The 15,229-nt window shown below is 72.2% G+C and carries 12 protein-coding genes; 7 read left to right on the top strand and 5 right to left on the bottom strand.

All coding sequences use genetic code 11. The features are described from left to right. Positions 1-50 precede the first annotated feature (50 nt). Positions 51-983, top strand: coding sequence for a pseudouridine synthase (locus tag IEY17_RS20205; RefSeq protein WP_188990106.1), 933 nt, complete (start codon positions 51-53; stop codon positions 981-983). An 88-nt stretch (positions 984-1,071) separates the two neighbouring features. Here IEY17_RS20205 and IEY17_RS20200 read toward each other — a convergent pair whose 3' ends face one another. Continuing rightward, a complete protein-coding gene (locus IEY17_RS20200; protein ID WP_188990104.1) occupies positions 1,072-2,412 on the bottom strand; it encodes an MFS transporter in 1,341 nt (446 codons plus the stop codon). A 147-nt stretch (positions 2,413-2,559) separates the two neighbouring features. After that, entirely contained in the window at positions 2,560-3,456 is an 897-nt protein-coding gene (locus IEY17_RS20195) for a LysR family transcriptional regulator (RefSeq protein WP_188990102.1), read from the bottom strand. Between the two features lie 128 nt (positions 3,457-3,584). Between IEY17_RS20195 and IEY17_RS20190 the strand changes: the two genes are divergently transcribed. Beyond that, on the top strand, positions 3,585-4,547 hold the full coding sequence (locus IEY17_RS20190; protein ID WP_229680350.1) for a CoA transferase subunit A: 963 nt from the start codon (positions 3,585-3,587) through the stop codon (positions 4,545-4,547). Beyond that, a complete protein-coding gene (locus tag IEY17_RS20185) occupies positions 4,544-5,320 on the top strand; it encodes a CoA-transferase subunit beta (protein WP_188990100.1) in 777 nt (258 codons plus the stop codon). The genes IEY17_RS20190 and IEY17_RS20185 overlap by 4 nt, the downstream gene beginning before the upstream one ends. A gap of 159 nt (positions 5,321-5,479) precedes the next feature. On the opposite strand, the gene IEY17_RS20180 is transcribed toward IEY17_RS20185, so the two are convergent. Continuing rightward, entirely contained in the window at positions 5,480-6,226 is a 747-nt protein-coding gene (locus IEY17_RS20180) for a GntR family transcriptional regulator (RefSeq protein WP_188990098.1), read from the bottom strand. A gap of 395 nt (positions 6,227-6,621) precedes the next feature. On the opposite strand from IEY17_RS20180, the gene IEY17_RS20175 reads away from it, so the two are divergent. Next, entirely contained in the window at positions 6,622-7,464 is an 843-nt protein-coding gene (locus tag IEY17_RS20175; RefSeq protein ID WP_188990096.1) for an HTD2 family dehydratase, read from the top strand. 48 nt (positions 7,465-7,512) lie between these two features. On the opposite strand, the gene IEY17_RS20170 is transcribed toward IEY17_RS20175, so the two are convergent. Continuing rightward, a complete protein-coding gene (locus tag IEY17_RS20170) occupies positions 7,513-9,756 on the bottom strand; it encodes an Hsp70 family protein (protein WP_188990094.1) in 2,244 nt (747 codons plus the stop codon). A 182-nt stretch (positions 9,757-9,938) separates the two neighbouring features. Here IEY17_RS20170 and IEY17_RS20165 point away from each other — a divergent pair, with 182 nt between their 5' ends. From IEY17_RS20165 to IEY17_RS20155, 3 genes are all read left to right on the top strand, one after another. Beyond that, on the top strand, positions 9,939-10,448 hold the full coding sequence (locus IEY17_RS20165) for a histidine kinase (protein WP_188990092.1): 510 nt from the start codon (positions 9,939-9,941) through the stop codon (positions 10,446-10,448). Continuing rightward, positions 10,439-11,104: a response regulator transcription factor gene (locus IEY17_RS20160; RefSeq protein ID WP_188990090.1), complete on the top strand. Its 666-nt coding sequence runs from the start codon at positions 10,439-10,441 to the stop codon at positions 11,102-11,104. The genes IEY17_RS20165 and IEY17_RS20160 overlap by 10 nt, the downstream gene beginning before the upstream one ends. Before the next feature lie 170 nt (positions 11,105-11,274). Continuing rightward, on the top strand, positions 11,275-13,050 hold the full coding sequence (locus IEY17_RS20155) for a hypothetical protein (RefSeq protein WP_188990088.1): 1,776 nt from the start codon (positions 11,275-11,277) through the stop codon (positions 13,048-13,050). Here the strand turns inward: IEY17_RS20155 and IEY17_RS20150 are convergent. Then, entirely contained in the window at positions 13,037-15,184 is a 2,148-nt protein-coding gene (locus tag IEY17_RS20150) for a sensor histidine kinase (RefSeq protein ID WP_229680349.1), read from the bottom strand. The two genes, IEY17_RS20155 and IEY17_RS20150, sit on opposite strands and share 14 nt — an antisense overlap. Between the last annotated feature and the right edge of the window lie 45 nt (positions 15,185-15,229).

Below are 15,229 nucleotides of genomic sequence, written 5' to 3'. Positions count from 1 at the left end.
GGGGCGGACCCGATCGCGGCCCGGCGACCGCTGGTTACGCTGGTCCGGCGATGCGACGGAAGCTGAAGTCACCCCTGCCGCAGCGGCACGGCCTGGATGCGGTCCGGCTGCGGCTGCCGCTCGACGGCACCTGGGCGACCGTGCGGGACCACCTGGTGGACCGGCTGCCGAAGCTCGCACCGGAGCGCATCGACGCCATGCTGCGCGAGGGCCGCATCGTCGGGACGGACGGCCCGCTCGGCGTCGACGCGCCCTTCACGCCGGGCGCGTTCCTCTGGTTCCACCGCGACCTGCCCGCCGAGGTGCCGGTGCCCTTCGACGTGGAGGTGCTGTACCGCGACGACGACCTGCTGGTGGTCGACAAGCCGCACTTCCTGGCCACCACGCCGCGCGGCCGGCACGTCGCCGAGACCGCGCTGGTGCGGCTGCGGCGCGAGCTTGACCTCCCGGACCTCAGTCCCGCGCACCGGTTGGACCGGTTGACCGCCGGGGTGGTGATGTTCGTGATCCGGCCGGAGCGCCGCGGCGCCTACCAGCGGCTGTTCCACGATCGTCTGGTGCACAAGGAGTACGAGGCGATCGCCCGCCACGACCCGGGGCTGACACTGCCGCGCACGGTACGCAGCCGCATCGTCAAGCGGCGCGGCGTGCTCACCGCCGAGGAGGTGCCGGGCGAACCCAACAGCGAGACCCGCGTCGAGCTGCTGGAGCACCGCGGCGGGCTCGGCCGCTATCGGCTCCTGCCGCGCACCGGACGCACCCACCAGCTGCGCGTGCACCTCAACGGCCTCGGCATCCCGATCCTCGGCGACGACCTCTACCCCACCGTGCGCGAGCGGGCGGCCGACAACTTCTCCGACCCGCTGCAGCTTCTGGCGCGGGCGCTGGAGTTCACCGATCCGATCAGCGGTCGCCGCCGCCGCTTCGCGTCCCGCCGTACCCTCGCGGCGTGGACCACCGGTCACTCCGCGCCGCGCGGGTAGCCGTCGTCCACCCCGTGCACAGCTCGGCCCTGGACCCGGTGTACCGTCCACTTAGGACACAACGGCCCCGCAGCCGCGCCGGACGAGATCAGGCGGACACGGCCTCGCCGTGTGGAGCCGAGGGCTGGCCGACGTGGGCGCGGTCGTCGTGATTCGGCCGGCGCAGCAGCAACAGCATGCAGCCCAGCGTCAGCAGCACCTGGAACACCGCGTAGGCGATGACCGCGGTGATCGAGCCGGACAGGTTCAGCAGGAACTGGCCCACGATCGGCGTCGTGCCGCCCAGCAGCGTCCCGCACAGCTGGTAGCACAGCGAGATGCCGGTGTAGCGCACGTGCGCCGGGAAGCGACTGGCCAGCATGCCCGCCAGCGCCGCGTAGTACAGGCAGTGCGGCACGGTGGCGATGGCCACCCCGAACATCGCCAGCCCGTAGTGCTGGGTGCTGATCAGCACGAACATCAGCGGCAGCAGCACCACCTCGGGCAGCAGCATGACGGTCACCGCGCGCGACCAGCTGCGCATCGTCGTCGCGATGACTGCCCCGAAGGGCTGCACGACGATCTGGGCGATGTTGGCAACCAGGATGATCGTCAGGAACGAGCTGCGGTCGAAGTCGAGCTGGCTGGTGGCCCACGACAGCGCGAACGTCGACTTGAAGTAGGTGGCCGACAGGCCGATCGTGCAGGCCCCGATGCCCAGCGCCAGCAGCGCGGGGTGCGACCGCACGACCTCCCACACCGGTAGCTTGGCGACAGTCCTGCGCTCGATGAGGGCGGCCATCGCCGGCGATTCGGCGACCCGCATCCGGATGAACAATCCGACCAGCACCAAGGCGGCCGAGGCCAGGAACGGGATTCGCCAGCCCCAACCCAAAAACGCCTCGTCAGGCAGCTGGCTGATGGCCAGGAAGCTGACCGTGCTCAGCGTGTTGCCGACCGGTGAGCCCTGCTGGGCGAACGCGCCGTAGAGCACCGACCTGCCCTTGGGGGCGTGTTCGGAGGCGATCAGCACCGAGCCGCCCCACTCGCCGCCGAGCCCGATGCCCTGCACCATGCGGATCAGCACCAGCAGGACCGGTGCCCACACGCCGATCTGGGCGTAGCCGGGCAGCAGGCCGATGAGCGTGGTCGCCACGCCCATCATCAGCAGCGTGATCACCAGGGTCTTCTTGCGCCCCAACCGGTCGCCGATGTGCCCGAAGATGATGCCGCCGAGCGGGCGGGCGAGGAAGCCGACCCAGAAGGTCGCGAACGCCACGAGGGTCCCGACGGCGCCGTCCAGCTCCGGAAAGAAGACCTCGTCGAAGACCAGCGCCGACGCCGTGCCGTAGATGTAGAAGTCGAACCACTCGATGGTCGAGCCGATGAAGGCTCCGATCCCGGCGCGGTTGGCCGTCCGGCTCTGCTCGCGCGCGTTGACCGCACCCATGCGTCTCCCCTGAAGCCTGGTGCCCCGCGGACGAGGTCCGCGCCCGTTGTGACGGCGGTAACGGTGCCACCCGCACCTAGACGTGTCCAATACAGAACCGCGGCAACAGCAAGACAGAATTCGTATCAATCCGGCTGTGCGCGCTGGTCACAGTTTCGGGGTGGGAAGGGCATCCTCGGCGACGGCCAGCACGGTGCGCAGTGCGGCGGAGGTGTTGTCGGTGCGCCACGCCAGCGCGGCCTGCAACCGGATCGGCGGCCCAGCCAGCGGCCGGTACACCAGCCCGGTCTGCTGGATGTGCTGGCAGGAGGTCAACGTCAGCGTCACACCGACCCCGGCAGCCACCAGCGCCAGGATCGTGTAGGAATCCGGGGCCTCCTGCACCACGCGCGGGTTGAACCCGCCGGCGACGCAAGCCTTGACCATGGCGTCGCGTAGCGTCGACCCGGCGTTGGAGGGGAAGCTGACGAACGGCTCCTCGGCCAGCTCCTCGATCGGGATGGTCCTGCGCCGGGCCAGCCGGTGGTCGGAGGGCAGCGCGCAGATCAGCTCCTCCACCTCGATCACCCGGGTCTGCACGCCGGGCTGGTTCACCGGCAGCCGCACGAAACCGAGGTCGAGCGAACCGTCGGCGACCCGGGCCAGCGCCACGCCCGCGTAGGTCTGGCCGCGCAGCACGAGCTCCAGCCCGGGATGCGCGGCGCGCACCGCGCGGGTCAGCAGCGGCAGCGTCTCGTGACTGGAGGCCCCGGCGAAGCCGACCGTGACCCGCCCGTACTCGCCGCGTCCGGCGGCCTTGGCCGCGCGCACTGCGGTGTCGACGTCGTCGAGCACCGCGCGGGCCGGTTCCAGGAACGACTCGCCCGCGCTGGTCAGCCGCACCGACCGGGTGTTGCGCTCGAAGAGCTGGACGCCGAGCTCCTTTTCCAGCTGGCGGATCTGCTGGCTCAGCGGCGGCTGCGCCATCTGCAGCCGCTTGGCGGCGCGGCCGAAGTGCAGTTCCTCGGCGACGGCGACGAACGCGGTGAGATAGCGCAGCTCCACGGGTGTTCCTCCGCCTGCGGAATCCATAAGAATTGGCTCTTGATCCGACACTAATTCAGTATTGGACAGCTATCAATACCGGCTGGCAGGGTGGGCGCGACCAGAACCGAAGATCGAGGAGTCCGCCGATGCACCCGGACCGCACCATGACGATGCGGGACGCGATCGCCGAGTTCGTCACCGACGGGGCCACGGTCGCGCTGGAGGGCTTCACCCACCTGATCCCCACCGCCGCCGGGCACGAGATCATCCGGCAGGGCCGCCGCGACCTCACCCTGGTGCGGATGACCGCCGACATCGTCACCGACCAGCTCATCGCCGGCGGCTGCGTCCGCAAGCTGGTGTCGTCGTTCGTCGGCAACTCCACCGCCGGGTCGCTGGGCGAGCTGCGGCGCCGGATCGAGACCGGCCAGCCCGAACCGCTGGAGTTCGAGGAGTACAGCCACTACGGGATGATCTGCCGGTACCTGGCGGGGGCTCAGCGGCTGCCGTTCCACCCGCTGCGCTCCTACGGCGGCAGCGACGTGCCGTCGGTGAACCCCGCCATCCGCAAGGTCACCTCGCCGTACCCGGGACCGGGCGGCGAGCCCGAGCAGGTGTACGTGGTGCCGCCGGTCAACCCCGACGTCACGATCGTGCACGCGCAGCGCGCCGACCGCGCCGGCAACACCCAGATCTGGGGGCTCACCGGCATCCAGGCCGAGGCCGTCTACGCCGCCCGGCGGGCGATCGTGGTGGTCGAGGAGGTGGTGGACGACGAGGTGATCCGCTCCGACCCCAACCGCACCGCCATTCCCGCGCACGCGGTGGATGCCGTGGTGGAGTGCCCGCGCGGTGCGCATCCGGCGTTCGTGCAGGGCTACTACGACCGCGACGGCGACTTCTACCGCAGCTGGTCGCACATCAGCAAGGACCCCGAGCGGTTGCAGCGATGGCTGGACGAGTGGGTACGCGGCACCGCGGACCACGCCGAGTACCTGGCCAAGCTCGGTGAACAGCACTGGGCGGGGCTGGCCGTCGGCGCGGCGTGGAGCCGGCCGGTCAACTACGGGCGCCGACTGCGACAGGCCGAAAAGGGGATGTCGCGATGAACCGGGAGTCCACTGTGGTCACTACTTCCTCGGAGCTACTCGCCGTGGTCGCCGCGCGCGAACTGGCGGACCGCAGCACCGTGTTCGCCGGGATCGGCCTGCCGACGCTGGCGGTGGCGCTGGCGCAGCGCACCACGGCGCCTGGCATCGAGATCGTCTACGAGTCGGGGGTGTGCGGGGCGCACCCGTCGCGGCTGCCGGAGACGATCGCCGACGCGGTGCTGATCACCGACTCGGAGGCGGTGCTGCCGATGACGGCACTGTTCGGCTACGTGCTGCAGGGCGGCCGGATCGACGTCGGTCTCCTCGGCGCGGCGCAGATCGACCGGTGGGGCAACCTGAACTCGTCGGTGATCGGCGACTGGCACGCGCCGAAGGTGCGGCTGCCGGGCTCGGGCGGAGCCATGGAGGTGATGGCCAACTCCCGCGAGGTGTTCGTGGTGATGCGCCGCCACGACCCGCGCTCGTTCGTGGCGGAACTGGACTTTTGTACCTCGCCGGGCCCGGAGCGGGCGCTGGGCGACGGCATCCGCCCGCTCGGCGCGGGCGTGACGCGGGTGATCACGGATTTGGGCATCCTGGCCCGCGCCGGGATCGGCGAGCCGCTGCGCCTGGTGGCGACCCACCCCGGCGTGACGGTCGAGAAGGTCCGCGAGGCGACGGGCTGGGACCTGGACGTGGCCGACGAGCTGACAACGGTGGAACCCCCCACTGCGGAGGAACTGCGCCTGTTGCGCGACGAAGTGGACCCCGACCGCGTCTATCTCCGCTGACCGGGCGACGGGTGAAGGTCACCGTTGACCCGAGGAACGTAGCGCGCAAGCCCGGCCGTTCAGGGCCGGGTTTGTCGGGCGCGCCCTTCACTCGTGCCATATCGCGGGATGCCGTTGGAAGCCGTGGGTGAAGGCCGCGCTTTCCGCCGTCGCGGACGGTCAGCGGACGTTGCGGCGCAGGCGGACCCGGTACGAGTAGTGCTCCGGCAGGAAGTGGCTCACCGCGAGCTCCACCGGCTGACCGGTGGTCGACTGGTACATGCGGTCGATGCGCAGTAGTGGGCGCTGCGGTTCGCAGCCCAGGTGCCCGGCGATCTGGGGCGTGGCCAGGCCCACGGTGATGCTTTGCTCGGCCCCGGCGATCGGGTCGCCGAGCCGGTCGTCGAGCAGCCCGATGATGGTCACCCGGCTGCGCGCGCCCACCTCGGTCAGCTCGGGCACCGACTCGACCAGGCGGCCCACCGCGGGCGGCAGGTACACAGTGGTCAGACAGAACGGCACATCGTCGTGCAGGCGCAGGAACTCCAGCATGTGCACCCGGTCCGAGGCCAGCCGCAGGCGGCCCGCCGCGTCCAGGTCAACCTGCCGGCGCAGCGGGGTGACCAGTTGCAGCGTGGTGTCGATCGACAGCCCCATGAGATCGTCGATGGAACCGAACTGGCGCAGGTACTGCTCCTCGCGCGGGGCGGCGAAGGTACCGCGGCCCGGGATGCGGTACACCATGCCCTCGGCGACGAGGTCCTGGAAGGCACGGCGCACGGTCTGGCGGCTGACGCGGTAGGTTTCGGCGAGCTCGGCCTCGGTGGGCAGCCGGGTGCCCTCGGGGTAGTCGTGCTGCAGGATCGCCGAACGCAGTTCGCGCGCCAGGCGCAGGTAAGCGCTCTCCCGCCCGCTGGTCCGCGTCACGTCACCACCTCGTAGGAACTTCGGGTGCGGGGCACCCGCGACCAAGATACTGGGTGCGGGGTGCCCCTGACCCCGGTGCTCACGCGTCGAGGCCCCCGCGCTAGACGAGTTGCGCGGCGATCACGTTGCGCTGCCCACCGACTGGTGCTGCCAGATCGGCTTGCCGAAGCTCTCCCGCTCCTGGGCGATCGACCGGAGATTCACCCGCTCATTTGTACGGCCAAATTCGACACCGGGTCAAGACCCCATCCCGGCTCCCACGGAAGCACCGAATCGACCACCATTGCCGACAATCATCGCCGAAGTAACCACGCGGCGTTGACGTTCGCGCAGCCCGGGAACAGACTTGCTCGCAGTTTGTACGGCCCAATGAGCTCGGACCGGAAGGAGACCCCGTGCCCGGACTCGACACGCACCTGCGGAACTGGCGGCCCGAGCCCCTGGTCGAGCGCGACGCCCTGTCACCGGAGCCGTCCCGGGCGCTCGCGGCGGTGCTGGAGACCCCGGTGGAATTCACCCCGGACGACGCGCTGCCGCCGCTGTGGCACTGGGTCCACTTCCCGCACTGGCCCCGCCACGGCGAGCTGGGCGTCGACGGGCACCCGGCGCACGGCCGCTTCCTGCCGCCGATCCCGGACCGACGACGGATGTTCGCCGGCGGCCGGTTGTCGGTCACCGCCCCGCTGCGGCTGGGGCGGGTCGTCGAGCGGACCTCGACGCTGGCCCGGGTCGAGGTGAAGCAGGGCCGGTCCGGCGAGATGGCGTTCGTGACCGTGCGCAGCGAGTTCCGCCAGGACGGCGAGGTCCGGCTCGTCGAGGAACAGGACCACGTCTACCGCAGCGGCGAGAGCACGACCAAGAACCCCGACGCGCCGCGACCTACCAGCCTGCCCGCGTCGGACGCGCCGTGGCAGCAGGAGTTCGTCGGCGATCCGGTACGCCTGTTCCGGTTCAGCGCGCTGACCGCCAACGCCCACCGCATCCACTACGACGCGCCCTACGCCTGGGAGGCCGAGGCGTACCCGGGGCTCGTCGTGCACGGCCCGCTGCTGGTGATGCTGATGACCGAACTCGCCCGCCACCGCTCGGGCCGCCAGATCACCAGTGTGGCGTACCGGCTGCGGCGGCCGGTCTTCGCTGGCGACCCGGTGCTGGTCTGCGGCGGCCCGGACGGCGCGCTGACCGTGTGGACCGCGCCCGACCAGCTGATGGCCGAGGCACGGGTGAGCTTCCGGTAAGGCGAGCCAACGCACGGGTGCCCGCCCAGGCGGGACGACACCGAGCCGTCAGCGCGCGGTGCCGAGCACCGACACCGCGTTGGAGGCGACGTTGGTGACGTATGCCTGCCTGCCGTCCGGGGTCACCGCCACCGACACCGGTGCCTGGCCGACCGGCACCGTGGCGGTGACCTCACCAGAGTTGGAGTCGACGACCGAAACGGTGTTGGACCCCTCGTTCACCGCGTAGAGGTGGCGGTTGTCCGGTGCGAAAGCCACGCTGGCCGGTTTCGCGCCGACCCGGACGGTACCGAGCAACTGGTGGCTCCCGACGTCGATGGCTGACACGCTGCCCGCATCGTAGCTGCCGACGGCGACGCTGCGGCCGTTGGGCGCCACCGACACGCTGTGCGGGCTCTTGGGCACCGGTGTCTCCGCCTCGATCTGGCGTGTCGCGGTGTTCACCGCCGTCACCAGGTTCGACTCGTGGTTGGCGATGAACGCCGTGGCGCCGTCGGGGGTGAAGGCGACCGAGTGGGGGTTCGGCTTGACCTTGATGGTGGCCGAGACGGTGTCGGTGGCCGTGTCGATGATCGAGATCTCCGCCGAGTCATGGTCGGGCACCCACACCTCCCGGCCGTCCGGGCTGGCCATCAGCGTGTAGGGGTGCTTGCCGACCTGGACGGTGTTGAGCACCGCGCCGGTCGACGTGTCCAGCACCGCGACCTGGTTCTCCGGCCCGCTCGGCGGGTAGCAGCTGACGTAGGCGCGGCGGCCGTCGGGCGTGATGGTGACGAACTGCGGCGCCAGGGGCATCACCAGTGACGCCCGCACCTGGCCGGTCGACGTCTCGATCACCGAGACCCGGCCGGAGTCTCGGCTGGCGACGAATGCGTGGGCGCCGTCGGGGGTCACCGCGATGCCGCGCGGTGCGGCGACACCGATGGAGCCGGTCACCCCTGGGGCGGGCAGGCTCTCGGCGATCGGTGGGCGCGCCTGCGGCGGCGCGGTCTCCGGGATCGCGGTCTCCGGGATGCTGCCGGACTGCTGCGGTGGCGGGCCGCCACCACCGCCGAACACGTTGAACAGCGCGAGCGCGCCGAGCACGGCCAGCACCGCACCCGCGATCAGCAGCGGCCGGCGGGGGCGCGGCCGACGTCGCCGGCGCGGCCCGGGCGGCTTCGGCGGTTCCTCCGGCGGAGATGGCGGCTCAGCCTCCACGGGTTTTTCGACCACCGGCCGCGGCTCGGCGTCGGCGTGCTCGGTGGCCAGCGCCGCCGCGCCGAGGGCCACCGCGTACTTGGGGTGCGCGTCCACGGCCGTGGGCCTGCCCAGCGCCTCGGACACCATCCGCGCCACCAGCGGGATCCGCGAGGAGCCGCCCACCAGCAGCACCGCGGACAACTCGTCGGGCGTCACCTGCGCCGACCGCAGGGCGCGGCGTAACGAGTCAATGGTCGCCTCGATCGGCGCGCGGATCATCTCCTCGAACTGCTCCCGCGTGATCGTGACCTCATGGTGGTGCTGCGGCAGGAACACCGGGATGGTGGCCTCGGTGTCCACCGACAGCGCCTCCTTGGCCTCGGCGCAGTCCTGCTGGAGGCGGCGCAGCACGGCGGCGCCCTCCGGGCCCTGGGCGGCGAACTCGGTCAGGGCACCGTTCAGCGTGGAGTCGACGTGGGCCAGGATCGCCTCGTCGAAATCGACGCCGCCGAGTCGCTCGATGCCCTCCGGCTCGCCCAGGATCTCGATGCTGTCGGTGGTCTTGCGCACCACGGTCGCGTCGAATGTGCCGCCACCGAGGTCATAGACCGCGACCACCTCGTCGGGCACCCGCCGCTTGCTCGCGTAGTAGGCCGCGGCCGCCTCGGGCTCGGTGATGGTGGCCGCCTCGTCCAGGCCGGCCAGCTTCGGCACCTCGCCGAACAGCTCCTGCCGGTACGGGCCCCAGTTGGCGGGCCGGGTCAGCACCACGTGCTCGGGCGGCTCGCCCTCGGTCTCGGTGGCCTTGTCCAGCACATCCCGCAGCACCTGCCCGAGCAGCGCCTCCGCCGAGAACGGCGTGCCGCCCAGCACCAGCGGCGTCGGGTCGCCCAGGCGGCGCTTGAACTCCCGGCCGACCCGCTGCGGTTCGGCGACGGCCCGACGCACCGCCGCGTCCCCGGTGAGCACCGCGCCGTCGCGGCGCACAAACACCACGGCGGGCACGATCACCGCCCGATCGCCGAGGGTGAACATCTCGACCTGCCCGCTGCGCTTCACCGCGGCGGCGATGAACGTGGTTCCCAGGTCGACACCGAGGTTGTACGACATCGGACCCCCTGCGGGGCGCCTCCCGCGCCACCGAACGTAGGTCCCGCCACCTCCCGGCCCCAGGGTCTCCGGACCCGGATTGCGGGGGTATTCCCTACCGTGCGGCCGGGTGCCCACCCCCTTCCCGGCCGGGCCGCCCCGGTCCACGCTGGGGGTGGTGGCAGCCGCGGGGAGGCGACCCGATGAGCGAGCGGCGCGAGTGCGAACCCCAGCGGGACCCGGTCGGGTGGGACCGCCGCAAGGTCCTGGAGCAGCAACTGCACGACGGACCCGCGCTGCGGCTGTCCGCGCTGGCGCTGCGGCTGGGCGTGTGCCGGCACCGGGCCGCGCAGGACCCGAAGGTGTACGACTGCCTGTCCGGGGTGCAGGACGAGCTGCACGAGGTGCTGCAGGAACTGCGGGAGCTGGCCGGGCGGATCTACCCGCCGATGCTGGCCGCCGCGGGCCTGGCACCCGCGCTGGAGGCGCTGTCCGAGCGGCACGGGATTCCGGTCCGGTTGCACGTGCCCGCGGAGCGCCTGGACACGGCGGTGGAGGCCGCGGCCTACTTCGAGGTTGCCGAGCGGCTCTCGGCGCTGTCCGATGGAACTGCTGCGGTCACGGTGTCGATCCGGCGCAGCGGGCCGGACGTGCTCGTGGCCATCGATCCCGACGAGCACGACCCGAGCGTGGTGAGGATTCCATGCGAGTAGCGATCGCCGAGGACGGTGCCCTGTTCCGCGAGGGCCTGGTGATGTTGCTGGACGCGGCCGGCCATGAGGTCGTCACCTGCGTCGCCGACGGAGACGCGCTGTTCGACGCGCCGACCACGTCGGGTGCGGACGTGGCCATCCTGGACATCCGGATGCCGCCGGAGCCCGATGGCGGCATCACCACGGCCGAGCGACTGCGGGCGGAGTACCCCAAGATCGGGCTCCTGCTGCTGTCGCACTACGCCGAGACGCACTACCTGATGCGCATCCTGGACATCGGCACCGAGAGCATCGGCTATCGGTTGAAGGAGAAGATCGCCAGCGTCGAGGTGCTCACCGACACCCTGACCCGCATCCACGACGGCGAGATCGTCATCGAACCGGTGCTGGCCAAGCGGCTGGTGGAACGCCCGCGTGGCAAGGAGGAGAAGGCGCTGGCGGCACTGACCGAGCGGGAGACGGAGGTGCTGAAGCTGATGGCCGAGGGCCGCTCCAACCCCGGCATCGCCAACCGCCTCTACGTCAGCCCGAAGGCGGTGGAAAAGCACGTCGCCAGCATCCTGTCCAAGCTGGGCATCCCTCCCGAGGACACCCACCACCACCGCCGCGTCCTGGCGGTGCTGACCTACCTCCGCGCCCACTGGACCGAGTCGTGACCGTGGCTGTTCCCCTGCGCGTTCTGCGCAGGTGGACCCGCGGCGGCGCGGTCGCCGTTGGTGACAAGCGGCTCGCGCCGCCTGCCTGACTCGTGGTCGGGTCGTGCTGGGGCGTTGTGCCCTGGGGAGGGGGCGCGCCCGCTGGTTAGCGTCGGGGCGGAGGTCGGTCCATGCACGGGAACTGGGCGATCGGGCCGCTGCGCCGGGTGTTGCTGGCCGGGTTGGCGGCCGTCGTGTTCGCGGTCGTCGCGGGCGCCGTCGCGCTGGTGTTCCGTTCTGGGCAGGCCGTCGTGCTCTCCGCGTTCGTTGCCGCAGCGGTCTGCGTCGCCGGGGCCGCGGCCGCCGACCGCTGGATCGAGCGGCTGCTACCGGAGCCGCAGTCCGGTTTCGCTGCGGTGGCCGGGAAATTGCCCGCCGTGGGCTCGTGGGAGCAGTCGCTGCCGGTGCTGGCCCGCATGCTGGCCGAGGCGACCGACGCGGAGCACGCCTCGGTGTGGCTGGCGGCGGGCGGGCGGCTGGTCACCGGGACGGCCTGGCCGGCACCGCTGTCCGGCACCGCGCACACCGTCGCCGACATCGACGCGCTGCGAGCCGTGCCGGGTATCGGGCACGTGGTGCCGATCGAGGACGGCGACCTCCAGCGCGGCGCACTGGCCATCACCAAGCAGAGCGCGGTGACCGAGGCCGACGAACGCCGCATGCGCGACATCGCCAACGGCACGGCGCTGCTGCTACGCAGCGTCGCGCTCGCCAACGAACTGCGGGCCCGGGTGCGGCGGGCCGAGGAGCTCAGCGCGGAGCTCACCGCCTCGGAGCAGCGGATGAGGCACGCCCGCGACACCGAACGCCGCCGTGTGGTCGGCGAGATCACCACCGTCACCGAGGACGGGCTCGGCGCCATCAGCGCGCAGCTGGAGGACCTCAAGGCGGCGCTGGGTGGTGATCCGGACTCGGCCGGGGCGGCCCTGACCCGGATGCGGGCGACGCTGGAGGGCGTGATCGAGCGGTTCCGCGCCGTGGTGCACGGAGTCTACCCCGGTGTGCTGCGCGACGAGGGGCCGCTGGGCGCGCTGCGGGAGTTCTGCGCCGACCTCGGCAAACCGGTGCAGGTCACCGGAGCGCTCACGGGCCGCGTCGACTGGGAGATCGAGTCTGCGGTCTACTACCTGGCCGCCTCGGCGATCCGGCTGCTCAGCGCGGTCGGGGAGCCGGTGGAGGTGCGGCTGCTGCACGACTCCGGCCGCATCACCGCGCGCGTCGCGGGCCCGCCGCCCCGCCCGGCGCTGGACCTGCGGGCGGCGCTGTCCGACGACGAGGACCGCATCGCCGCGCTGGGCGGGGAGCTGCGCTGCGAGCAGGACGGCGACCGCGTCGCGGTCGTCGGCTGGCTGCCCGACCACCTCGCGCCGCTGGTCGAGGAGGCGCCGCCACCGGCCGCGGTCGTCGACGAGGACTCGGTGCCAGGCCGGATCAACCGCCTGGCACGGCGCTGCGGCGAGGTCAGCGGCCGCGAGCCGATCCCACCGGTGCGGGACGCGTGCGGGGCCCGGAAGGCACTGGCGGAGCTGGAGGAGGCCGTGCGGGCGCTGCCGCTGGACCTCCCGGCGCGCGCGGAGCTGGTCTTCGAACTGGACCGGATCCGCGCCGACGACCACGAGCTCACCGAGCTGGAGCTCATCGAACTGCTGCGCGGCAGCAACGTTGCGCTGCCCGAGGCGGCGCGCGCCAGCGCGGCCCGGTTGCTCGGCGCGACCGGCCGCGACCCGTGCACCAGGCTCGCGCTGCCGTTCGGCTCCGCACCGGAGGAGATCCGCAGCGCCGCCGCGCGGGAACTACACCACTGGCGCGATCGCGCGGAGAACCCGCTGGCCCCGCGGCAGGTGCGGGAGGTCGGCCGCGGCGTGGTGCGCACCTGCGAAGGTCTCCTGCACGTCACAGCGGGATGAAGCCCTCCACGACGGTGCCCTGCTGCGGGGCCGACCGCACCGCGAGCCGCCCGCCGACCCCGCTGGCCCGGTCGGCGAGGTTGTGCAGGCCGTGCCCGGAGTCGTCACCTCCGGTGTCAAAGCCAGGGCCGTCGTCGGCGACGGAAAAGGACAGGCCGCGGTAGTCATCGTGGATGCGGACCGTCACCGTCGCGCCGGGCGCGTGCTTGAAGGCGTTGTTGGCCGCTTCCAGGCAGGTGAAGTACACCGCCGTCTCCACCTCCAGCGGGTAGCGACGGGAGGTGACCACGTCGTCGACGTCCAGCACCACGGTGGACTCGGCGACGTCGAACTCCCGTGACAGCGCCGCCGCCAGGCCGTGGTCGGCCAGCGTCACCGGGAACACCCCGGCCGCGGTGTCGGCGAGCACCCGCCGCGTGCCGTCGAGCTGCGCCAGCAGGTGGTCCAGCCGTTCGCGGGCGGAATCCGGGCGGCCCTGGCTGATCGCGTGCTCGACCAGCCCGACGCTCATCCGCAGCGCCACCAGGTGGTGCTGGGCGCCGTCGTGCAGGTTACGCTCCAGCGCGCGCCGTTCGGCGTCCATGTCGGCGGTCGCCTGGCGGCGGGAGGCGGCGATCTCCTCGGCACGCAGCAGCGCGGTGCGCAGCTGCTCCTCGAGTTCGAGGCCCAGTCGGCTGTTGTGCAGCACGGGGCCGAGGATGTCCACCAGGTCCGCCAGCAGCCGGTCCCGCTGCCCGGGCACGTCGATGGCGCTGGTGCGATCCACCACCACGGCCCCCACCTCGGCGCCGCCGTAGTGCACCGGCAGCACCACCTGCTCGGGCAGTTCGGCCAGGTCGGGAGGCCACCGGAAGCCCTCCTCCACACCGTGCAGCCGCAGTTCGCAGTACGATGCGCCGAGCCCGCGGGCGACCACCTCGGCGAGCCCGGCCAGGTCGGGGTGCTCGCGGCCGCCGGAGACGTCGGCGACCTGCTCCAGCACCACCGACGGCGGTGGTCGGCGGCCGAAGAACAGCCGGTCAACCAGCCGCTCGGTGTGGTCGCGCACCGGCAGGAACAGCGCCCCGGCCGCCACGGCGGCGGCCGCGATCGCCAGCGCCTGACCGGCCACCTGCTGGACCACCGCCAGAACAACCAGCGCCGCGCTACCGGTCACGGCGATGACCACGGCGTGCGCGGAGGCGCGGCTGAACAGGTGCTCGGTGGCCCACGGCCGGGTCCGCCGGGTCACCACGACCAGCGCGCACGGGATCACCGCGAAGATCAGCCGGGCGGGCCAGAACACCACGGCCAGCGGTTCGTCGAACGGCCGCCCGGGCTGGTGCGCGGTGGGGTCGAACAGCAGCAGCCCCGGCGTGCCGAGCGACCAGAGCACGGCGGTCGCCACGCCGAGCAGGGCCAGTACGATCAGCGCCACGGCCAGCGCCGCGCCCAGCAGCCGCGACTCGCGCCGCATCTGCGGGGTGGGTGCCGTGCGGGCGTGGTGGCGTTGCACGATCACTCCCACGACCGGTACCAGCACGCCGAAAAAGATGACGAAGCTGATGGTGTGCGGGTACTCGGCGGTGGACAGCGCCAGCAGCGCGAGCACGCCGACGACGCTGACTCCCACCGCGCTTCGCGCCAGCCACGAGGTCGGGCCGATGCGGTCCAGCCGCCCGGTCGGAAACAGCACGAGCGCCAGCACGTAGGCGACGCCGCCGACGCCGTGCAGCAGCATCACGTGCCACCAGTTGGTGTTGACGCCCAGCGCGGACTCCACGACCTTCACCGACGCGTGGGCCTGCAGGTTCACCGCACCCGCGGTGGTCACCAGCCCGATCGCGAGCAGCCGGGTGACCGCACCGCGGGGCCCGGACCACCACAGCGCCCCGGCCACCACGAGGTTCAGCAGACTCAGCGCGTAGTCGAGCACGGCCTGGCCCGCCGGTTCGCTGCGCTCGGCACCCACCAGCAGGCCGGACGCCCACGGGCTGTCCGAGGCGGCGAGCAGATCGGCGAACCCGGTCGAGTAGTGCGCGAGCGCGGCCAGCGCGCCCATCCCCAGCCAGCCGGCGACCAGCACGGCGAAACCGGCCAGGATGCCGTCCAACACGGCCTCGCCGGTCCGCTGCGCTCGTTCCGCGTCGCCCACCGCTCGCCTCCTGCTGGCAGTGTCGCCTGCCGCGGGCGGTGACGA

Origin of the sequence: Saccharopolyspora thermophila (genome assembly GCF_014646075.1) — a bacterium.
Classification (GTDB): domain Bacteria; phylum Actinomycetota; class Actinomycetes; order Mycobacteriales; family Pseudonocardiaceae; genus Saccharopolyspora; species Saccharopolyspora thermophila.
Note: the sequence above shows the minus strand (reverse complement) of the source record. Positions and strands in the feature narration are given on the sequence as shown.